Raw genomic sequence first — 20,834 nt, 5'->3', positions numbered from 1 at the left:
CTGGCAAACCCTTTTTTAATGCCACTTACCTGCCTGGCTTCTGCCCCCCTCAACCTTATAGTTGAGCTTTCACCACGTTAACCTCGGTACCGCGAATAACGGTGATCCCTGAACTGCCACTACGGTGCTGCATGACTTTGACCACTTTCACAACTTTGACCGCTGCTGGCAGTTGTTTGACCTCGGCAACAGGCTCAGCGATCACCGGTTTTTTCTGGTTATCCAGCGGGTTGCGCAAGGCCAGCTGCAACTTGCCTTCGCTCATCCCCTTGACTAGGACGACCGTTTGCTCCGGGGTCATCTCCAGCGTCACCGCACGTACCACCACCGGCTGGGTCTTGTCGGTGCTGGCCGTCTGATCCACCGCCAGTACGCGCAGGTTTTCCAGAATGGTTTCAGCCAGGGTGTTGCTGTTACTGCCGGTCTGTTTGGTGGCCAGCACGTCGACCCGATTGCCTGGCAAGAGGAACCCGCCGACACCGACCACGTCGTCCACGCGCACCGAGATGGCGCGCATGTTGGGCTCGATCAGCGAGGCCAGGGTACTGCCCCCCAAGTGTTCGGCCAGGCGCGCGCCGCGCACGATGTCGCCGCGCAGGATGGAGACATTGGCAATCTTGCCCACCACTTTGTCGGTGGCATCGAAGGCATCGTCCGGCACCGTGTCCTTGGGCATGCGCACCACGGCGACCTGCTGGGCCTCGACCATCTGCCCGAAAGAGATTTCCACCGTGGCGACCACCACGGTCTTCAGGTTGTCGTCTGGATTGGCATTGAGCCGTGCGCTCAGCCAGCTGTTGGCCATCCAGGCGGCACCCAGGCCAAGAACCAGCGACAGAGCAATCAGGGTGAGCGTACGAGAACTCATGTCTGTATCTCCTTTTCAAAGAAAATCGAGCTGGACAAAGTAGTTGTGCCAGGCCCATTTCAGATCCGCTGGCGACAGCGGTCCGGAGCTGCCCAAGTAACGCTGACGGTCGATCGCCATGTTCAACAGATCGCGTGGGTGGCAAGGCACCAGCGGCATGTTTTCCGACTCGTAGAGCTGATGTAAGACATAACGCAATAACAGCGGGTCATAGGGAATGCCCAGCCGTTCGGTTTCCTGGCGCCAGATGCGTTCATAGTCATCGGGTTGCAGATAGCCGAACGGTAGCTTGTAGCCAATGCGCCGCAGAAATGCCTCATCGGCCAATTCCAGCGGATTGAGGTTGGTGGAGAACACCAGAATCACGTCGAACGGCAGCTCGCAGTGCCGCCCGCCTCCGAGGTTGAGGAAGTCACGCTTCTCCTCCATCGGCACGATCCAGCGGTTGAGCAACTCGGCCGGCGCTATGCGCTGGCGCCCCATGTCATCGATGATGAACAGGCCGTTGCTGGCTTTGAGCTGCAAAGGGGCCTGATACAGGCGAGTGAATGGGTCGTAGTGGACATCCAACTGTTCCATATTCAACTCGCCGCCGGTGATAACCACCGGACGTTTGCAACAGATCAGCCGGCGATCGATTCCTTCGCTGAGCAGCAGCTTGCTTTGCTGTTCGTCAACATCCAGCCGCTGGTGGACGTGGGGATCGAAGATCTCGATCACCGAATCGTTGATCGCGATGGCATAGGGCACCCAGATACATTCGGCAAACAGGCAAATCAGTCGGCTGCTGATATAAGTCTTGCCGGTACCCGCAGGCCCGTAAACCATGATCGCGCGCCCGGAGTTCAGCGCTATGCCCAGTTGATCGAGCATGCGCTCGGCCAGTACCACGGACTCGAAGGCGCGATGCATTGCGCTCGCGGTGATGCCGCCATGGTGAATGGTCTGTACCTGGATCAGCGCTCGGTAGGCGCTCACCGGGAAAGGAGCCGCGCCGATATAACCACTACGCGCCAAGGCGTCACGTGCCGCGCTGCGGCCACGCTCCGTCAGGCCATAACGCAGCGTCTGGCCATTCGTCTGGCCGAGTATCTCGACCCGGCCGTCCTTGCGCAGAAAAGCCAGTATTTCCTCCAGAACCGCGCCCGTCAGTGCCAGGCGCTCGACCAGTCGCGACAGATCCAGCACGCCGGCATCGTGCAGATGCTTGCAGACCAGATCACCGAGAAAATTGTCCGCCAGGCCGGTCTCACGGACAGTGCGAGGCTGAGGCGCCAGTCGCTGCACCGCTCCCCGTTCGAAGGTCCCGGCATTTTTTTCGCTGATGGCGTACATAAGGTTCTCCCAAGCTACTGGCCCAAAGGCAACCAGATAACGCTGGTCAAAGTGCCGAGCAGGATCGCGACCGAATAGGGGAACGGCTGACCTGCCACTTCATCCGCCGCCGGTGCAAAATAGGCCCGGGCCCTCAACATCAGCCAATAGCGCCCCAAGGTCTGCTGCACCTGGCCACGCACGAGTACAATCAGGCACCCGCACAAGCCACCGGCTATCAGGCAGAAAAACGTAGTCCAGAGTGCCGGGAACGGAGTGAGGAAAGCGCCCACCATGGCCATCAACTTGACGTCGCCGGCTGCCATCCCGCCCAGGGCGTACAGTGGCAGAAACACTCCAAAACCGACCAGGATGCCCAGCAGGCCATCCCCCAACCCGCTTACTCCACCTGAATAAGCCTGACCGGCCAGCCCCAGGGCCAGACCTACCAGGATCAGCAGATTAGGAATGCGGTGGCGACGCAGGTCGCTCACCACCGCCACGCCCAGCAGTCCTAGCAGCAGAACAGTAGCCATCAGCTGTTCCTTGGACATCACAGCATCTCCCTTGCGGAAATTATTGTTACGCGCAAGCAGCACCACCCACGGCATTGCACAGCGCTGTGATTTTGGTGTGTACATTCGTTCCGAGACTGGTAAACGCGGCAGCAACAACCGCCGTAATCAAGCCTCCTGCTACCGCATATTCCACAACGGTCAAACCATCTTCGTCTTTGACGAACTTCAGTACCGAAGCCTTGATTGTTTGCATAATCATTTTGCCCACCTCACTCGAGTGTTGTTCTTCCGGGAAGCAGCACCTTATGTACTGCGTGATGCAACATTAGTCAGGACACAACCGAAGGGGTTAGGAAGATTTTGCACATCGCTAGGACTTTTTTGCGGGCGCTGCCAAATACCGGGTGATCGGGTTTTGAAAAGGTTATGGAAGGGGCAAAACAAGAAATGGCTAGCAAATGCCATTTTCTTTGATTCGCAAGCGACGAACGGTTGATCCCAAGTACACCGGCAACGCGCCAATAAATAACCGCCCGGCACTGACTTACAGGCGGAACATAGAACGCATAGAACTAAATACGGTTTTTCTTATCAGGATTTAGTCTGCAAAGTGATAGCACATTGACAATACTACTCAGCGGATAGAGGCACGAAGAACCTCAGAAGCCAGAGCCAAACACATGACGTCAAACGTGATCAGGAAGCCATCACTACTCTGGTTCGATCGGACCCACGATCGGTCCACCCCGGAACTCATGGCGCAGTTCGAACACGCCTGCGACTGCAAGCTGGCGAAAGGCTCCGCATTTTCCAGCGGGATGCAGGCCGACATGATCTGCATCCATTTTGACCGCCCCGACACACCTGGCCTGAGGATGCTGCTGGAGATCAAACGCACCGCACCGGCCATTCCGATCACCATGTTCACCGTGCAGCACTCCGAAGAGCTGGCCGTATGGGCGATGCGCTCCTGTGTCTGGGAATACATGGTGCTGCCCCTTTCAGCCGCCGAAAAAAATCGCTACCTGACGGCTGTCATTCAGCTCTATGAGCTGCGCCGCAATGTTCGCGACCAACGCAAAACGATGCAGATCGACCACTCCCCGACCCTTCCGGGCAGTATCCGGATGACGCCGGAACACCAAAAACACCAGGCGTTGAGCAATGTGCTGCTGTACATCGATCAGCACTTTCGGGACAACATCGATCAGAGGGATGTGGCCAAACGCTGCGGCATGACGACCTTTCGCTTCAGCCGCCTGTTCAAGGAAGCCTACGGGCTGGGCTTCATGGATTACATCTTGAACAAGCGCATGAACTTCGCGAAGGAATTGCTCGGCAACAGCCAGATGCCTATCACCAGCATTGGCTATGAAGCCGGTTTCAAGGACCCTTCCTACTTCGCTCGTGCCTTCAAGCATTTCGCTAACTGCACACCCAGCGAATACCGCTTGGCGCACCAGCTCAGAGCGTCGGTAGTTGCGGAGCTGGATGAAACAACCGCCGAAGTGCTGGATAACCTGATCCATAGCCTGGGAGGCTGAGGGACTTTTATAGCGCGCACACAAAAACGCCGCTCAGTGAGCGGCGTTTTTGTTAAATATGGAGCGGGAAACGAGACTCGAACCTAGTCTCTAACCGTTTGATTAACAAAGGGTTTTTCGCTTTCCTATCTCAGGAATGGACGCAATCCTGGACTTGTTCGGTAGGTCTGTCAACAGCTACAGGAAAAATTATTCCATACTGCGCTACCGAGTGCCACCGATAGCCAGTCAATGCGCCCTCATCTCTTGAATTCCGACTGAGATAGGTGAACAGGTTGGCGTCACATACAGAGATTCAAGTTGGGTACTGTGCTTGATCAGCTCCTTGAGGTTGGGTATGTCGATGTCCCCACCGAACACACCCGGATCGGAAAGCCCAAGTCGTTGGCAACGATAAACAGCACGTCGGGCTTCTGCGTGGCCGCATACACGGGAGTGGTCAGGCACGCCGCTGCAGCTCTCCGAACTCAATGAGCGAAAATCTGATAATTGAAAAGTGGATTTCTTATCTGATGCGCATAACTCAAGATTTAGTTCACGGGTGCCAGTAGCCTGGATTTGCCCCTACCAAAGCGTCGATAGAGATTTTCGCCAACGCCTGGCAACGGCCCATCGGCGCTCTCCAGTGCACTACACTCAACCATTCTTCAGCCTTGGCGTAGATCAACCGATAAATATTGCGGCATAACTGCCGGACAGCGCGTCCTTCCCAGTCGCCTGGCAACAACTCGTCCGGCAATTGCGGGTCACGCAACGTAAGCGGCTGGCCAAGTCACCGACCTGAACAGCACGCTAAGAGCGATAAGGGTAATTGTGTCCACGAAATGTGAACCCAAATTAATCAACACCCACCGTATTCCAAGCTCCTGCAAGACAGAACGAATCCTCTCCTGTCTGCATTTTTCTAGATTCTAGGCCTTGGCATGTCCTGATTCGTTACTTAAAGCCCATTCCAGCGCCCTGAGACAATGCACTCGATGCGCATGTCCAGTGATGAAGCTACGCGCAAGTCCAGACCACCACGCAGCTAACGTGCTTGAGATTTTTCTCGCAGCAATGACGCTGGATAAGCGATCAGCAGAACCAGCGCGCCAATCACCATAATGACCCCGACCGCCCCCATCGCCATCCCCACGCTTCCTGTCAAACCTTTGATCCAGCCAATAAATACCGTGCTCGCAAATCCGCCGATACATCCCATGCTACTCACCAGTGCGATACCGCCAGCAGCAGATGTTTTAGAGAAGTAAGCAGTAGGAATAGACCAGAAAACAGAAACGGCTCCATATAATCCAGTGGCGGCCAATGCCAACAACGAAATCGTCAGTGGTGCATTACCGTTTGCACTTCCTAACAATGCAAAGCCAATAGCCGATGCGATCAGGCAACAGGCTACATGCCAGCGGCGTTCCCCTGTCCGATCTGAATGCCTTCCGATAATCCAAAGCCCCACAGTCGCCGTCAGATACGGTATTGCTGATAACCAGCCGATTATGCGGATATCTGAAATATCCAGGCCTTTTATTAACGTGGGCATCCAAAAGCTCATCGCACCTGTGCCACAGCAAATGGCAAAGTAAGCAAGAATGGCGGCGTACACTCTAAAATCTTTGAGCATAGGGATTTTTTGGGACTGCGTGAATGTTTCCTTCATCCGTTGTTCGGCGCGTAAATTGCCCAGCACAATCGCTTTTTCTCTATTACTCAGCCATTTAGCATCGCTGACCCTGTCATTTAAATAAAAGAATGCGAAGAAGCCTAAAAGAATGGGCGGCAAGCCTTCATAGAGGAATAGTAATTGCCAGCCCTTCATTCCATGGTTCCCAGCCAGATCATGCATGATCCAGCCGGCAAGCGGCCCACCGATCATTCCGGAAATCGGGATACCCATGATAAACAGGGACGTTATGCGGGCACGGTAGGCTGACGGAAACCAAAATGATAAATAAAGGATGACGCCGGGGAAAAACCCTGCCTCAGCAGCGCCAAGAACAAGCCGTGCTATATACAGCTGATTTGGCGTGGTAATGAGGCTCATGGCCATCGTTACCGTTCCCCAAATCAGCATTATCCTAACGAGCGTCGCTCTTGCCCCAACCCGTTGCATGTACAAGTTACTGGGGACTTCGAACAGCACATACGTGACGTAAAACAAAGCGGCGGCAATACCGTAAACAGCTTCGTTTAAGCCAAGATCGGGTAAAAAGTGAAGTTTTGCAAAACTCAGATTAACGCGATCAAAATAGCTAACAATGTAGCAAATCAATAGCAAGGGCACTATTCGCATAGCGATCTTTCGATAGACCCTTGCTGCTTCGTGCTCGGCATGTATTACGTCGTCAAATACTTCCGCATGACTGGAAAGTTTCATGATTGCCGCCAGGATTATTAGTGAGTATTGTTTTCGGCACACAGATCTGTTTGAGATTTTCGTCAGGAATGTCAGCTGAAGAGCCAAGACATATCTAAACAAAGATAAATGAGAAACCAACCATTTCGCGATGGCCACTGCTTGAAATATCCAAGCCGTTTAAATAGCCTGGACCAAAAAGGCAATAGACTCCGAGTCACGCTCGTACTATATCACTGGTTACAAATGGCTTAAGCCCACCTATAAAGGTTTTTCCATGCTCAAACCACGCCTTTCGTTTATCGGACTCCATATAAACCGCATAATCAGCCGAATCTATAAACCAGCACTCACCAATTGCGTGCACTGGCCCTACTTCCAAGTAGGGCACATGAGTATCGCTTGGATTGTCCGCTACAAGCCGGACCTCATATTTGTGCAACCCTGGGATGCCATCGCTCATCTCGAAGTGGCGCAAGCACTCTTGCTTAAAGACTACATCGCTCATGGTGTGTGGTTTAACCAGCAGGTAGACGATTCTAATCATTTAAAAACTCCTTCAAGTGCGCTGCAAAGGCAACGGTTGCGGTAATGGATTGGCTTCGCTCTCTGCTGTTTCAACTTCATCAAGACGAATGCCCTTGGTTTCAGGTAGTAGCAGCAAGGCCAGGACCGCGATAGCGTAAGCGACAAGGCAAAACGCACCAACCGACTGGGACAGACCGAATTTAGCCGCGAGTAGCCCAACCCCCGTGACAGCCATTGCACCCACCGATTTACCTACGTTGTACGAAAACCCCATGCAAGTGGTGCGAACCTGAGTCGGGAACAATTCGCTCAGGAAGGGACCCAACGCTGCAAACATACCGATCGCCAACGCACCGACTAAAAAGCCCATGACGTGCGCTACCAGAGGGTTGAGCGGTACGAACATATAGGCGACGGTGACAACCCAGGAAGCCAACGACAGGGTCATCAGCGTCGGGCGGCGGCCTAGGCGGTCAGCCATGTAGGCAGTGGTGGCGAACCCGCAGAGACTGCCTAGCGCCATGATCAGAATCGTTAGGATAAGCGATCCGTGCACAACCCCACGCTCGGCCATCATCGCAGGCGTCCAAACCAGGATCACGTAGCAGCCCGCCTGCAATCCGATGACTAGCATGCTCGCCAGCATGCTGACCTTGATGTACTTGGTGGAAAACACGGTTCCAATCGATGCTTTATCCGTGTCTAGCTTTTGCGATTTTTTGAACGCATCCGAATCTTTGACGTTACGCCGAATAAAAATCACGATCAGCGCTGGAATCACACCAACCCAGAAAGCCAAGCGCCATGCGTACTCAGCGGGAAAATACGCCAGAATCCCGGTGACGACCAGCACGGCACCGGCCCATCCCAAGGCAAAACCGGACTGCACGAAGCCCAATGCCCTGCCACGATTTTTCGGGTTGATGACCTCGGCCATCAGCGCTACACCAATAGCCCATTCGCCGCCGAACCCCAAGCCCTGGAAAGTACGGGCGACCAGCAATTGCTCAAAGTTTTGAGCAAACCCTGCGACTACGCCAAAGAAGGTAAACCAGCAAACAGTAAAGATCAGGATGCGTACCCGCCCGAAGCGGTCGCTCAGAATGCCTGCAATCCATCCGCCCAGGGCCGCCGACAGCAAAGCCGATGTCCCAACAATGCCCGCCTCGCCTTTGGTCAGCCCCCATATTCCGATCAGCGTGGGCAGCAGGAAGCTGAACATCTGCATGTCGTAGGAATCCAGGGCCCAGCCGGCGTAGCAGGCCCAGAAGGTTTTTTTCTCACGCGGAGTACCGCTTTTATACCAGGAGAACATTGGCCGATCCTTATTGTTATGGGGGTGCTTCTACGGCTCGAGCATGAACCAGCCTTGTTGATGTGCCCATTTACGTTATTGAAAGCCCATCTTTTGCTTTCGCTAAGAAGCCCTAGGTGGCTGTTTGACCCGCGCGCTGAGCTGTCGCATCGCTACGCGCCTGGGCAATCATCAGTTCGACCATGGAGTGGATCAGGTCCAGGCGGGCTCTCATCGTGAGCCTTAACGCTGGCAGCCAAGCGGGGACTTGATTGAGGAGAGTGACGATGCTTTTCGTGCAGGCTTGGCTGCACGCTGAAGGGCTAACGGCTGCGGCGATGATTTGTTCATACCGGGCACGATGGGCATCGGCATGACTAAGCCAAGGCTCACTTAAATGACGCCACTCACGTTCCAGCAGCTGAAAATGGCACGGCATGCGGTCCTGCAGACTCAAGTGCATTTCAATGATTTTACGAAGCCGTTTGGGCGCCTCGACGCGGCGCTGTATCTGCATGGCATTGCTTTGCAGTAACCCCAATAGCTCTTCAAACAACTCGTAGAGCAACGCTTCCTTGCTCTCGATGTGGTTGTAGATCGAACCGCAGTTGATCCCCAGGGCCGAGGCCAGTTCGCGCATCCCGACATTGGTGTAGCCCTTGCTGGCAAACAGCGAAAGCGCTTGTCGACGTGTAGCCAGAAATTTGTTTATAGCCGCCTGCTCCCACGAAGCCTGGTAACAGCATGATCGGCAGCGCCATTGGCCGCCATTTCAAAAATTGGAAGGCGGCGTTACACCCTGCCGGCCTTGCCTTAGGCAAAGCTTCACACCGACTTACGCAAAAGCAAATTCCCCGCCTGCGCACCACCCTTCATCCTGTTTGCAAGCGCAGCCGATAGGGGAAACACAGCATGCAAGATTTCGAACCGGGGAACTGGGTGGGCCGAACACAGGTGCGCAATGACCAGTTCAACCTCCCTTTGGTGCGGCGTATCGCAGCGATGTTCAATGCCCCTGCGCCCGCTGAGGGCCAAGAGTTACCTTGGCTGTGGCACTGGTGCTTTTTTGATGACTGTGCAGAACAACGCGAGCTCGGTCCTGACGGGCACCCTACGCTGGGTGAGTTCATGCCGCCTGCGCATGGACGTAACCGCATGTGGGCCGGCAGCCGGGTTGAATTCATCCATCCACTGCGTGTCGGTGCCAGCGCCCGCCGTCACACCACGATCAAACATATCGAGGAAAAAAAGGGCCGCACCGGATCGCTCTTGTTCGTCACGCTCGCCCATGACTATTGGCAAGACCAGCAGCTGTGCGTGAGCGAAGAGCAGGACATTGTTTATCGTGAACCGAACCCACCCAAGCTCAGCGCCGGAGAGCCACTTCCCGAATCGCAGTGGAGCGAAAATATCAGCCCCGACCCGCTGCTGCTGTTCCGGTACTCAGCCGTCACCTTCAATGCCCACCGTATCCATTTCGATTGGCCTTATGTCACCCAGACCGAGGGTTATCCCGGTCTGGTGGTCCATGGTCCGCTGACCGCTACCCTGAACTTGGCCGCTTTCGTGCGGGCAAACCCATTAGCACGCGTTCGGCAGTTTTCCTTTCGCGGCATCCGGCCGCTGATAGCGCCCTCGACTTTCAAAGTGGGTGGACACCATACCCAACACGGTTTCGCCGAGCTGTGGGCAGGCGGTGAGACCGGTATCAGCCAACTTGCAAAGGTCGAATTTGACTGAGTTTTTCCTCACTTCCAAGGACTTAAGATGAACCCCAATAACAACGAAGATCTCAATGCCATCCGCGAAGGGGTACGCGCCCTGTGCGCCGAATTCGACGCTGCCTACTGGCGCAAAATTGATGAAGAAAAAGGCTTCCCGGAAGCCTTCGTCAAGGCCCTGACCGACGCCGGCTGGCTATCGGCGATGATCCCCGCCGAGTACGGCGGCTCGGGCCTGGGCCTGGCCGAAGCCTCGGTGATCCTTGAGGAAGTGAACCGCTGCGGCGGTAACTCCGGCACGGTGCACGGGCAGATGTACAACATGTTCACTCTGCAGCGTCACGGCAGTGAGGCGCAGAAAAGCTATTACCTGCCGAAACTGGCCAGCGGGGAATTGCGCCTGCAATCGATGGCGGTGACCGAGCCCACCACTGGCACCGACACTACCAAAATCAAGACCACCGCCATCAAGCGCGGCGACAAGTACGTGATCAACGGCCAGAAGGTGTGGATCTCGCGGGTACAGCATTCCGACCTGATGATCCTGCTGGCGCGTACCACGCCGTTGGACGAGGTGAAGAAGAAGTCCGAAGGTATGTCGATCTTCCTGGTCGACCTGCGCGAAGCCATCGGCAACGGCCTGACCGTGCAACCGATCGCCAACATGGTCAATCATGAGACCAACGAGCTGTTCTTCGACAACCTGGAGCTGCCCCTGGACAGCCTGATCGGCGAAGAGGGCAAGGGCTTTCGCTACATCCTCGATGGGTTGAACGCCGAGCGTACGCTGATTGCCGCCGAATGCATCGGTGACGGTCGCTGGTTTATCGAAAAAGCCAGCGCCTATGCCCGCGACCGCGTGGTGTTTGGCCGCCCGATCGGACAAAATCAGGGCGTGCAGTTCCCGATTACCGAAGCCCATATCGAAATCGAAGCCGCCGACCTGATGCGCTGGCGTGCCTGCGAGGAATACGACAGTGGCATCAATGCCGGGGCCAGCGCCAACATGGCTAAGTACCTGGCGGCAAAAGCCTCTTGGGAAGCGGCCAACGCCTGCTTGCAGACTCACGGTGGTTTTGGTTTTGCCTGCGAATACGACGTCGAGCGCAAGTTCCGCGAAACCCGTCTGTACCAGGTAGCCCCCATCTCCACCAACCTGATCCTGTCCTACGTCGCCGAGCACCTGCTCGAACTGCCACGTAGCTTCTAAGGAGGGGTCATGAATGAAAAACTGATGCGCTCAGCACTGTTTGTACCCGGCAATCGGCCCGAACGGTTCGCCAAAGCACTGCTCAGTGGCGCAGACGCGGTCATCGTCGATTTCGAAGATGCAGTCCAGGAAGCAGACAAAGCCTTGGCGCGTGAAAATCTCGGTCGGTTTTTGCTTGCAGAGCCGACCGCCCGCGTCTGGGTACGAGTCAATATGGCGAGCCATACTCAGCACGAGGCCGATCTGGCATTCTGCTCAGGCCAACCCGGTGTATGCGGCGTCATGCTGCCGAAGGCTGAAAGCGCAGAACAGGTTGCCCGCGTTGTTGCCACTGGCCAGCCTGCCTGGCCTATTATTGAAAGCGCCTTGGGCTTGCAGGCCCTTGCAGCGATTTCGCAGGTTTCTGGAGTTGACCGGCTGACCTATGGCGGCCTGGACATGAGTCTGGACCTGGGGCTGATTGCCGGGACCGCTGGCGCTGAATGCATGCTCGATCAGGTTCGATTCGCTCTGCTGCAGCACAGTCGTCTCGCTGATTTGGCCCCGCCTCTGGAGACCGTCTATGCGCGCATCGACGACCTCATCGGTCTTGAGCACTTTGCCTTGAGCGCACAAAGCAAAGGGTTTGCAGGCATGCTGTGTATTCATCCGCGCCAGGTCGAGGTCGTGCATCTGGCATTGGCGCCGACCCTCACTCAGGTGGATTGGGCCAGTCGCGTGCTGGCAGGCGCAGATCAAGCAGGAGCCTTTCAACTCGACGGGCAAATGATCGACGCCCCAGTGATTCAACGTGCACGTAATATCCTGGCATCCGCCAATAACGCCTGACGCCAAGCGATACCCTTGACGGACCAACGGGATTCCCGCGGGTCCGTTTTACGTGGCGCTACCGTAAACGTATGGGGGCGCCTGGATAGCCCCCCATGCCTGACACCTCTTGAACCGCCAATACCGGGGCATGCAAAGTGCTCCTACTGGCACGTTCCTGTTACGCCTTCTGCGGGTCGTAGATTTTGTCGCGAATGAAGAGCGCAGGTAAGAACCGGCATTATTGATTATTCGCAGAGATCAGAGCGTCGCGGCGCTGCCCAGAATGGCTGTCACCTGGCTGGACAACGTCCCCCCATTGCCATGCAACAGGGCAATGTCGACATCAGGCAATTGCCGCTCACCTGCACCACCGCGGATCTGCTGGACCGCCTCGATGATTAAAAACATGCCGTACATGCCCGGATGCATGCAGGACAGCCCACCGCCATTGGTGTTGACGGCCAGCTCACCGCCGGGAGCGATACGGCCGTCTTGCACGAACCGACCGCCTTCACCCTTAGGGCAAAAGCCGAGGTCTTCGAGAAACAGGAGGGTATTGATGGTGAACGCGTCGTACAGCATCACCAGGTCGACATCCGCGTGGCTAATGCGGGCCATTTGCATTGCTCGGGGGCCGCTTTCAGACGCTGCGGTGACGGTCAGGTCGGGCATGGCGACAATGGAGCGATGCCATTGCGCACCGGCCGCACCCAGGAAATAAGCGGGGCTGTTCGGCGCATCCCCTGCCCGCTCAGCGCGAACCATAACGCAGGCCCCGCCACCGTCGGTGACCAGGCAGCAATCGGCGGTGCTCAAGGGGTCGCTGAGCATTCGGGCGCTCATCACCTGATCGATGCTCAATGGGCCACGGGCGCATGCCTGCGGATTAAGGTTGGCCCAATGACGCGCCGACACAGCGACCTGCGCGAGCATTTCGCGAGTCGTCCCGTATTGATGCATGTGCCGGCTTGCCGCCAAGGCATAAGCCGAGATGGGGTGACGCGGCCGATACGGTGTTTCGTGCCACTGCGCCTCGCTCATCGAGACCAATCGCTTGCCAGCGCTGCTCTGGTTGGAGCCGTAGCAAATCAGCGCGACATTGCAAAGACCCGCTTGCAAGGCCAGTGACGCTTGCAGCAGGTGCATCTGGAAACTCGAACCGCCCACATTGGTGCCGTCAAAAAACGTCGGGCGAATGCCCAGGTATTCCGCCACGGATAACGTCGGGAATGCATGGGAACTGCTGGCCGCAAATAACCCGTCGACGTCAGAAAGCTGTACCCCGGCGTCCTTCAACGCGTTGATCGTGGCCTGCCCGAGCAGCTCGAGGGCACTGTAGCCAGTGGCAATGCCGACGCCGGCCTGGCCGATACCGATTATGGCGGTTTGCCCCCGCAGCGAGCCGCTCATGGCTGCACCTGACCTATCCGCCGAAACACCACGGCCTTGACCCCATCGAGTTCGGCAATCTGCGCCTGCAAGCGACAGCCAATCGGTGCGGTTTCGCAGTCGACAATCCGCGACATCATGCGCGGGCCTTCATCAAGGTCAACCAAGGCGATGTTGTAGACGCCGTCACGGGAACGGTTGACGGTGATCGCATATAACGTGCCCAGGCCACTGGCCGGGACCCATTGCAGATCGGTTTCACCACTGCCCGGCACCAGGACGCGTGGGTAAAACACGTAACGGCCTGTACTCGGGCTCAACTGCAGCATGAATCGCCCCTCATCGAGGAACGCCTGATACTCTGCTTGCGGCCCCGTCGGGACGTTGACTGGTGCTTCGCTCATGAATCCTCCTGCTGTGTTTATTGATTCAGGTGCGCATTGCGGCCCTGGGCGAACGGTGGAAGCGGTTCACGCTTATTTTTGCCCGTTGACTGGCAGGGCCATTGATGAAGGCAACCTGAGTGGTAAACAGCATTCACCCTTAAGCCCTACCGTTAACGGTTTCAGTGCAGCGCACTCAATTCAGTCATTTGAACGTATAGGTGTACGACAGGATCAACCGATTTTCGTCCAGGCCTCCCAGCGCATCGGAACGCACCATGGCGTTGCGCCAGCGCACCCCGACGTTTTTCAACGGTCCACTCTGGACGATGTAGCTCACGTCCAGGTCGCGCTCCCACTCTTGGGCGCTGCTACCCGCCACCTCGAACCCGTCACCTCGCAAATAGCGCGCGAGAAAGGTCAGCCCAGGCACGCCAAAGGCAGCCATGTTCACATCGTAGCGAGCTTGCCATGAGCGCTCTTGGGCACGGGTGAAGTCGAGGATCTGCACCACGTTTGCGACGTTCGGGTCTGCATCCTGCAAGAAGGGAAGCGCTGAATGGCCACGGTTGTCCTGGTAGCCGACCCGCCAGGTATGCCCACCCAGATTGGCCGACAACAGCAGCGACGTCAGCCCACTGTCGATCTTTCCTGCCCGCTGGGCTCCCACCTCAGAGGAATCGAAGTAACCCAGGTTACCACCCAACGTCCAGCGCCCAAGGGTCTGAGTAGCCAGCAGGCCGTAGTAGTTCTGCTGGTAGACATTCTCCAGCTCCGCCCGCCAAAAGGAGGCAGTCAACTGCGGACCGAACGTATAGGCCGCACCGGCGTAATCGAAACGATCACTGCTGGCCGAATAGTTAGCCGTCCTCAGGTCATCGTGGTTACCACTGGAGTTACGATAGTTGACGCTGCGAAATTGCCCGACATCAATCATCAGGTTATCCACGTCGGTGGACGTCAGGGCGACACCATTGAAAAGCGGTGGCAACAGCCGCGCATCACTGGACAACACGACGGGAGACTTAGGCATCAAGCCACCGACTTTAAGCTCGGTTTTCGACACTTTGGCCTTGAACACTCCCGACAGATCGCTGTACTCACCCGGCCCAGCGTCACCAAATGTATTAGGCAGCAAACCGGTGCCTGCGCGGGCGTCGGATGAATCCAGTTTCACCCCTAGTGCGGCATATAGGTCTAAGCCGAAGCCAATCGGGCCTTCGGTGTAGCCAGATTTAGCGTTGAACATGAAACCTTGCGCCCACTCTTCGCGCTTGGACTGGGCCGCATTGTCCTGGCGAAAATCACGGTTGAAGTAAAAGTTGCGCAGACCGAGGGTGGCGCTGCTGTCACCTAGAAAGTCAGCTTGAGCGATGCAAGGAAAGGCCAGGATTGGCGCAAGGCCAGTAAGCACACACGCGTGCGCCAAGGGAAGCTTCTGCATGGGGGGTGGTTTCCGATAATTGTTTTTATTGGGTCGCCACGGCGTCGGACGCTCAGGGCGAAGCCAGCATGGGCAGCCCGTTACAGCTTGGGTATTGGCATTTGCTTAAGCGGCACTTGCGCAGAGGAAAACATCCATTCCCACAAAGAGCTGTGGTTAAGCAGTACGAAACGCAGCCTTTTGCTAAACGAAATTGTTTGTCAGGCCAACCACCGCCATGCTGGTTTGAACCTGTCGCACACGCCCAGAATAAAAGGTACCTGCGTGATGAAAGACGCTTTGATCGTGTCGCCCCTGAGAACGCCCATCGGCAAATTTGGTGGCGCACTCGCCTCGCTGACGGCTGACCAGCTCGCGGCTACCGTGATTCGTACCCTGGTGAGTCGCCTGAACATTGCCCCTGACACACTGGATGAAGTCATCGTTTCCCAGTCTTACGCCAACAGTGAGGCGCCCTGCATGGGCCGTTATGCCGCACTGCTGGCCGACTTGCCCATCGAGGTGCCGGGTTACACGCTAGACCGGCGCTGCGGTTCGGGCCTGCAGGCCATCGCCGATGCAGCGATGCGCATCCAGACAGGCCACGCCGAAGCGGTCATGGTCATCGGCGTCGAGAGCATGAGCAACATTGAGTACTACAGCAACGACATGCGCTGGGGCGCGCGCGCCGGCAGTGCGAAAATGCACGACCGCCTGGAACGAGGCCGTGAGCGTTCACAGCCCGAGACGCGTTTTGGTCGCATCTCGGGCATGCCAGAGACCGCTGAAAACCTGGCCCGCGATTACCATATTTCTCGTGAAGAAGCAGACCGCTTCGCCGTTCGCAGCCACTTGAATGCCGCAACGGCGTGGAAGGAAGGAAGGTTTGCTGACGAGGTCATTGCCCTTGACGTGCCGCGCAAACGTGGCGCAAGCGAACGCGTGAGCATGGACGAAGGCATCCGCGCGGATGCCAGCCTGGAAACCATGGCAAGCCTGCGTACACTATTGCCCGATGGGATTTGCACAGCGGGCAACTCCAGTCAGCAAAATGATGCCGCTGCCAGTTGCCTGGTGGTGTCCCGCGAATACGCAGCACGTCATAACCTGCAACCGATCGCTCGGCTGGTGGACTGGTCCTCAGCGGGTTGTGACCCGGCACGCATGGGTATCGGCCCGGTTCCCGCTGTCGCCAAACTGCTGCAACGCACAGGTCTGAGCCTGGCCGACATGGGCCTGATCGAGGTCAACGAAGCATTTGCCGCACAGGCGCTGGCGGTCTTGCGCGCCTGGGACATCCAGGATATCGAGCGAGTCAATGTCAACGGTTCAGGTATTTCTTTAGGGCATCCGATTGGCGCCACCGGCCTGCGCATCATGACCACCCTGCTCCATGAAATGCGCCGACGCGATGTGCGTTATGGTCTGGAAACCATGTGCATCGGCGGCGGCCAGGGTATGGCCGCGATCTTCGAGCGCGTCTGAGCGAGGCACAGACATGAACTGGGTGAAGGTAAACAACCAGGTACTGCGCTATGAACTGAGCCCGAAGACAGGGCCGGCACTGGTATTAATTCATGAAATGGGCGGCACCCTGGAAAGCTGGGACCCGGTGTGCACCCTCCTCCAAGGGAAGCTCCAGACACTGCGCTATGACGTGCGCGGCTCAGGACTTTCAGAAAAAATCGTCGGCGAAATCGATCTCGATGCACACATCCACGATCTCGCTGCATTGTTGGACACGCTGCAGATCGAGGGTCCGTTGGCATTGGCCGGTGTCGCGGTGGGCGCTGCCATTGCCATTCGTTTCGCGGCTCTTTATCCGCAGCGGGTCAGCCACCTGATTGGACTGGCGCCTGCCTGTGGAGTGGCGCCCACGGCCCGCGAGGCCACCCTGGAACGCGCCAACACGATTCGCCACGAAGGTTTGAAAACACTGATCCCGGCGCTGCTGGACAAGACCTGGCCCGCGCCTTTGCGAACAGACGCTGCTGCATTCGAACGCTTCAACCTTCGCTGGTTGAGCGCAGACCCACACAGCTTCGCCGCTATCTTCGCGATGCTTGCGCGCATGGAGCTTGAGGGCGACCTGCCGCGCTTACCACGCCATACACTGCTGGTCGCAGGCGAATATGACGGCTTGCGCCCGCCCGCAGAAATCAATCGGCTCGCGGGTTTCGCCAACCACATCGAAGCGCTACAGGTTGCCTCGGGGCATTTCATGCCGGTGCAGAGCCCGCGCTGGGTAAGCACCCTGCTTGAGCACTACATTCTTGAGGGCCGTACTGGCGTCGAGATTTACAACGCTTTCATGGCCAAACCTGAACATCGGGTCGCCGTCAGCGGGCACGCTGCCTAGCTGAGCCTTATAAGAGAAAAGAGGAAAACTCACCATGATGCAATCCCGCATGATCGGCGATATCAAAGTCACCCGGATCCTGGAATACGCAGGGCCGACCCACGATCCCGCCTTCCTGTTCCCCTCTATCGACCGCAGCGTGCTCGAAGAGCACCAACAATTGATGGCCCCTAATCACTGGGTGCCACACATGAACAAATTGATCGTGACCATCCAGTTCTGGGTGGTCCACGCCGGTAACAACATCATCGTCGTTGACACCGGTGTCGGAAACTTCAAGCCGCGTGCGGGCATCCCCCGGATGAACATGCTTAATACCCTGGTGCGCGAATGGATGACCGCTGCGGGTGCGGCTCCGGAAAAAGTAACCCATGTCGTATTGACGCACCTGCACGCCGATCACGTCGGCTGGAACACCACATGGCAAGACGGACGCTGGGTACCGACCTTCCCCAACGCCCGTTACTACATCCCCAAGGAAGACTTCGTGTTCTGCAAGGAAGGCAAGAATAAGGAGCCTGGCGTCATCGACGTGTTCGGCGATTCGTTCTTTGACAGCGTCATGCCAATCATCGACGAAGGGCTTGGGGTGATGATGGAGTCGCCACAGGAAATCGCCGATTGCCTGGTGGTCGAGCCTGCTCCCGGTCACAGTCCTGGGCAAGTGGCGTTCCGTGTGCGCTCTCGCGGTGAGGAAGGTCTGTTCTGTGGCGACATTTTGCACAGCCCTATACAGATAGTGCGTCCAGACGTGAATTCTGGTTATTGCATCTGGGAAGACACTGCCCGCAATACGCGAATGGAGTTCCTCAACCGCGCCGCTGATCGGGAAGCACTGATTATGCCGGTGCACTTTGGCGAGCCACATTGCGGCTATATCCGGCGCCAGGGCGATGGCTTTCTCTTTGAGCCGGCGCAGTGGTAAATCGGCGGACCAGGCGCTGCCGTTCATGTATGGACAGACGATGGCGGCTGCCACTACCTTGGGTCATCTATGACCAAGAAGTAGAAAAATAATGGCGACCCATTTTGATATCACTGACTTCCGCCTGTTCATCAACATTGCGGAAACCAGCAGCCTGACGCGAGGCGCCGAGCGTTCGTTTCTCTCGGTGCCCGCGACCAGCAATCGCATCAAAAACCTTGAAGACAACCTTGGCATGCGCCTGCTCGAACGCTCACCTCAGGGCGTGACGCTGACCAACGCGGGCAAGACCTATCTGCAACATGCGCGAGTGATCCTCGCGCAGTTGGCATTGCTCACAGGTGACCTGCAGGAATATGCCATTGGCCTTAAGGGCCAGTTGCGGTTGCTGGCCAATACCACGGCCATCACCGAATACTTGCCGCCTGTCGTGGGCGAGTATCTGAAGACCCATCCAGACGTGCACATCGACATGCGCGAGCGCCTCAGCGACGACATTGTGCGCAGCATTCGCGATGGCGGTGCCGACCTTGGAATCGTGTCTGGCAGCGTGGTCACCGACGGGCTGCAAAGCGTGCCGCTGGTGTCCAGCCGTCTGATGGTCATCGCCCCCCTCGGGCACCCAATACTGGCCAACAGCGAGGTGTTTTTTAAAGAGGCCCTGCAATACGCCTTCGTTTCATTGCTCGAAGGCAGCGCGATTCACGTATTCCTCAGTCGGGCCGCCGCTGCGCTGCACACGCCATTGACGATTCGCGTGCAGGTGGCGAGCTCCGATGCGATTTTCCGGATGGTCGAAGCCGGTGCCGGAATTGCCATCGTGCCCCAGGCCGGATTCACCCGACTCAAGGGCCAACAAAACATAGGGTCGTGCGCCCTGCTCGATCCGTGGGCGGTCCGTACCTTCCAGCTCTGCGCGCAGGATTTTGACGGGCTTTCGTCGTTCGCCCGAGATTTCGCCAACAGCCTGGTCGACTGGTGCCACGCCTCGGACAGTGCTGCCCCAGCAGAGTGAACAGCGCTTGATGCCACGCTACAGAACACCAGATTGCCCGTGCTACGCGAGCCTGAGAGAAGGAGGCTCAAAGCCCATGGGCGGCTGACGGCCGCCTGCGACTTACAATAAAAAGGAAGTCCCCATGACCCATCACCGTTGGAAACATCGTCCCGAAGGCTCAAATTGGGGGGATTTTGGCCCCGACGATCAGAAGGGCCGACTCAACCTGCTCACCGCTGACAAGGTTCTGCAAGGCATCGCCGAGGTCCGCGAAGGCCTGGCTTTCTGCATGAGCCTGCCACTGGACTACCCGGGCGGCAACGCCATGAACGTCAATCGCCGGCCACCGATTCTGCGTCCCTTGCTGCGTAAAGGCGGGGTCAACATGAATTATCAGTACGACCGCATCCAGGCGGGCCGCCCCGACGTGCTGAGCGACGATCTGGCCATTCTGCATTTGCAGTATTCCACCCAGTGGGACGCCCTCTCTCACGTTGGCGCCCTGTTCGACGCCAACGGCGACGGAGTGGCTGAGCCGCTTTATTACAATGGCTATGCAGCGGGCATTGATGTCGTCGGCCCCAGCGATATCGCCGATTGCGGCTTTGAGGGCGAAATTTCTGCGCACAGCACCTCGTGCGCCCACGCCCTGGGCATCGAACGCATGGCCGAAACCTGCGTGCAAGGCCGCGGCGTGATGATCGACCTGCACCATCACTACGGCGATGCCCGTACCCATATTGGCTATGACGAATTGATGTACGTGCTCGATGCCGACCAGGTGAAGGTCGAACCTGGCGATATTGTCTGCCTGCACACCGGTTACGCCGAAGCGGTGCTTGGGATGAACAAGCAACCGGACACCCAGGTCCTGGACTCGCTCGCAGCGGTACTCGACGGTAATGACCAGCGTCTGCTGCAATGGATCACTGACAGCGGATTGGTCGCTATCGCTGCCGACAATTACTCGGTGGAAATCTTTCCCAATGGGCATGGCGATGGCTGTTGCTCAGTCATGCCGTTGCATCACCACTGCCTGTTCAAGCTGGGTATTCACCTGGGCGAACTGTGGCACCTCACGCCTCTGGCCAAATGGCTACGCGCCCACCAGCGCAATCGTTTTCTGCTGACCGCCCCACCCTTGCGCCTGCCGGGAGCCGTGGGTGCACCGTTGAATCCTGTCGCAACAGTCTAGAGCTAC

20 protein-coding genes and 1 pseudogene are annotated in these 20,834 nt (G+C 57.1%); 9 read left to right on the top strand and 12 right to left on the bottom strand.

Features of this window, described 5'->3' with window-relative positions; genetic code table 11:
• Window positions 1-55 precede the first annotated feature (55 nt).
• The 4 genes from cpaB to HK44_RS03150 are packed head-to-tail and all read right to left on the bottom strand — an operon-like array spanning window position 56 to window position 2,959.
• A complete protein-coding gene (gene cpaB / locus HK44_RS03165; RefSeq protein WP_019689315.1) occupies window positions 56-868 on the bottom strand; it encodes a Flp pilus assembly protein CpaB in 813 nt (270 codons plus the stop codon).
• 15 nt (window positions 869-883) lie between these two features.
• Window positions 884-2,203 carry a hypothetical protein gene (locus tag HK44_RS03160; protein WP_019689314.1) on the bottom strand — a complete coding sequence of 440 codons (1,320 nt, stop codon included), beginning with the start codon at window positions 2,201-2,203 and terminating at the stop codon, window positions 884-886.
• 14 nt (window positions 2,204-2,217) lie between these two features.
• Window positions 2,218-2,736, bottom strand: coding sequence for an A24 family peptidase (locus tag HK44_RS03155; RefSeq protein WP_019689313.1), 519 nt, complete (start codon window positions 2,734-2,736; stop codon window positions 2,218-2,220).
• Window positions 2,737-2,764: 28 nt separating this feature from the next.
• Window positions 2,765-2,959: a Flp family type IVb pilin gene (locus tag HK44_RS03150; RefSeq protein WP_019689312.1), complete on the bottom strand. Its 195-nt coding sequence runs from the start codon at window positions 2,957-2,959 to the stop codon at window positions 2,765-2,767.
• Window positions 2,960-3,380: 421 nt separating this feature from the next.
• Between HK44_RS03150 and HK44_RS03145 the strand changes: the two genes are divergently transcribed.
• Window positions 3,381-4,244 carry a helix-turn-helix transcriptional regulator gene (locus HK44_RS03145; RefSeq protein ID WP_019689311.1) on the top strand — a complete coding sequence of 288 codons (864 nt, stop codon included), beginning with the start codon at window positions 3,381-3,383 and terminating at the stop codon, window positions 4,242-4,244.
• A gap of 530 nt (window positions 4,245-4,774) precedes the next feature.
• On the opposite strand, the pseudogene HK44_RS03140 reads toward HK44_RS03145, so the two are convergent.
• The 5 genes and pseudogenes from HK44_RS03140 to HK44_RS03120 all read right to left on the bottom strand — a co-directional run.
• Window positions 4,775-5,004: pseudogene (locus HK44_RS03140) on the bottom strand (PaaX family transcriptional regulator C-terminal domain-containing protein); the annotation flags it as partial.
• Between the two features lie 267 nt (window positions 5,005-5,271).
• Window positions 5,272-6,615 carry an MFS transporter gene (locus HK44_RS03135; RefSeq protein WP_019689310.1) on the bottom strand — a complete coding sequence of 448 codons (1,344 nt, stop codon included), beginning with the start codon at window positions 6,613-6,615 and terminating at the stop codon, window positions 5,272-5,274.
• A 196-nt stretch (window positions 6,616-6,811) separates the two neighbouring features.
• Window positions 6,812-7,141: a 4-methylmuconolactone methylisomerase gene (locus tag HK44_RS03130; protein ID WP_019689309.1), complete on the bottom strand. Its 330-nt coding sequence runs from the start codon at window positions 7,139-7,141 to the stop codon at window positions 6,812-6,814.
• 12 nt (window positions 7,142-7,153) lie between these two features.
• Window positions 7,154-8,437 (bottom strand): MFS transporter, encoded by a 1,284-nt coding sequence (locus HK44_RS03125; RefSeq protein WP_019689308.1) that lies wholly within the window; start codon window positions 8,435-8,437, stop codon window positions 7,154-7,156.
• Window positions 8,438-8,549: 112 nt separating this feature from the next.
• The gene (locus HK44_RS03120) at window positions 8,550-9,089 is read right to left on the bottom strand and encodes a TetR/AcrR family transcriptional regulator (RefSeq protein WP_277884162.1); all 540 of its coding nucleotides are present in this window, start codon (window positions 9,087-9,089) and stop codon (window positions 8,550-8,552) included.
• A 239-nt stretch (window positions 9,090-9,328) separates the two neighbouring features.
• On the opposite strand from HK44_RS03120, the gene HK44_RS03115 reads away from it, so the two are divergent.
• The 3 genes from HK44_RS03115 to HK44_RS03105 are packed head-to-tail and all read left to right on the top strand — an operon-like array spanning window position 9,329 to window position 12,175.
• Entirely contained in the window at window positions 9,329-10,156 is an 828-nt protein-coding gene (locus HK44_RS03115) for an FAS1-like dehydratase domain-containing protein (protein WP_019689306.1), read from the top strand.
• Between the two features lie 27 nt (window positions 10,157-10,183).
• The gene (locus tag HK44_RS03110) at window positions 10,184-11,347 is read left to right on the top strand and encodes an acyl-CoA dehydrogenase family protein (protein ID WP_019689305.1); all 1,164 of its coding nucleotides are present in this window, start codon (window positions 10,184-10,186) and stop codon (window positions 11,345-11,347) included.
• A gap of 9 nt (window positions 11,348-11,356) precedes the next feature.
• Window positions 11,357-12,175 (top strand): HpcH/HpaI aldolase/citrate lyase family protein, encoded by an 819-nt coding sequence (locus tag HK44_RS03105; protein ID WP_019689304.1) that lies wholly within the window; start codon window positions 11,357-11,359, stop codon window positions 12,173-12,175.
• A 240-nt stretch (window positions 12,176-12,415) separates the two neighbouring features.
• Here HK44_RS03105 and HK44_RS03100 read toward each other — a convergent pair whose 3' ends face one another.
• The 3 genes from HK44_RS03100 to HK44_RS03090 form a co-directional block, all read right to left on the bottom strand.
• Window positions 12,416-13,567: a thiolase gene (locus HK44_RS03100; RefSeq protein WP_019689303.1), complete on the bottom strand. Its 1,152-nt coding sequence runs from the start codon at window positions 13,565-13,567 to the stop codon at window positions 12,416-12,418.
• Complete coding sequence (locus HK44_RS03095; protein WP_019689302.1) at window positions 13,564-13,950, bottom strand: Zn-ribbon domain-containing OB-fold protein; 387 nt, start codon at window positions 13,948-13,950, stop codon at window positions 13,564-13,566. Before HK44_RS03095 ends, HK44_RS03100 begins: the two co-directional genes overlap by 4 nt.
• A 184-nt stretch (window positions 13,951-14,134) precedes the next feature.
• Window positions 14,135-15,373, bottom strand: coding sequence for an OprD family porin (locus HK44_RS03090; RefSeq protein ID WP_019689301.1), 1,239 nt, complete (start codon window positions 15,371-15,373; stop codon window positions 14,135-14,137).
• 267 nt (window positions 15,374-15,640) lie between these two features.
• Between HK44_RS03090 and HK44_RS03085 the strand changes: the two genes are divergently transcribed.
• The 5 genes from HK44_RS03085 (at window position 15,641) to HK44_RS03065 (ending at window position 20,828) form a co-directional block, all read left to right on the top strand.
• Window positions 15,641-16,837 carry an acetyl-CoA C-acetyltransferase gene (locus HK44_RS03085; RefSeq protein ID WP_019689300.1) on the top strand — a complete coding sequence of 399 codons (1,197 nt, stop codon included), beginning with the start codon at window positions 15,641-15,643 and terminating at the stop codon, window positions 16,835-16,837.
• 13 nt (window positions 16,838-16,850) lie between these two features.
• Entirely contained in the window at window positions 16,851-17,711 is an 861-nt protein-coding gene (locus HK44_RS03080) for an alpha/beta fold hydrolase (RefSeq protein ID WP_019689299.1), read from the top strand.
• Between the two features lie 34 nt (window positions 17,712-17,745).
• Entirely contained in the window at window positions 17,746-18,636 is an 891-nt protein-coding gene (locus HK44_RS03075; RefSeq protein ID WP_019689298.1) for an MBL fold metallo-hydrolase, read from the top strand.
• A 91-nt stretch (window positions 18,637-18,727) separates the two neighbouring features.
• Window positions 18,728-19,651 (top strand): LysR substrate-binding domain-containing protein, encoded by a 924-nt coding sequence (locus HK44_RS03070; RefSeq protein ID WP_019689297.1) that lies wholly within the window; start codon window positions 18,728-18,730, stop codon window positions 19,649-19,651.
• A 124-nt stretch (window positions 19,652-19,775) separates the two neighbouring features.
• Window positions 19,776-20,828: a cyclase family protein gene (locus HK44_RS03065; RefSeq protein WP_019689296.1), complete on the top strand. Its 1,053-nt coding sequence runs from the start codon at window positions 19,776-19,778 to the stop codon at window positions 20,826-20,828.
• The last annotated feature ends 6 nt before the right edge of the window (window positions 20,829-20,834 follow it).

Origin of the sequence: Pseudomonas fluorescens HK44 (assembly GCF_000217955.3) — a bacterium.
GTDB classification, from domain to species: domain Bacteria; phylum Pseudomonadota; class Gammaproteobacteria; order Pseudomonadales; family Pseudomonadaceae; genus Aquipseudomonas; species Aquipseudomonas fluorescens_AQ.
Note: the sequence above shows the minus strand (reverse complement) of the source record. Positions and strands in the feature narration are given on the sequence as shown.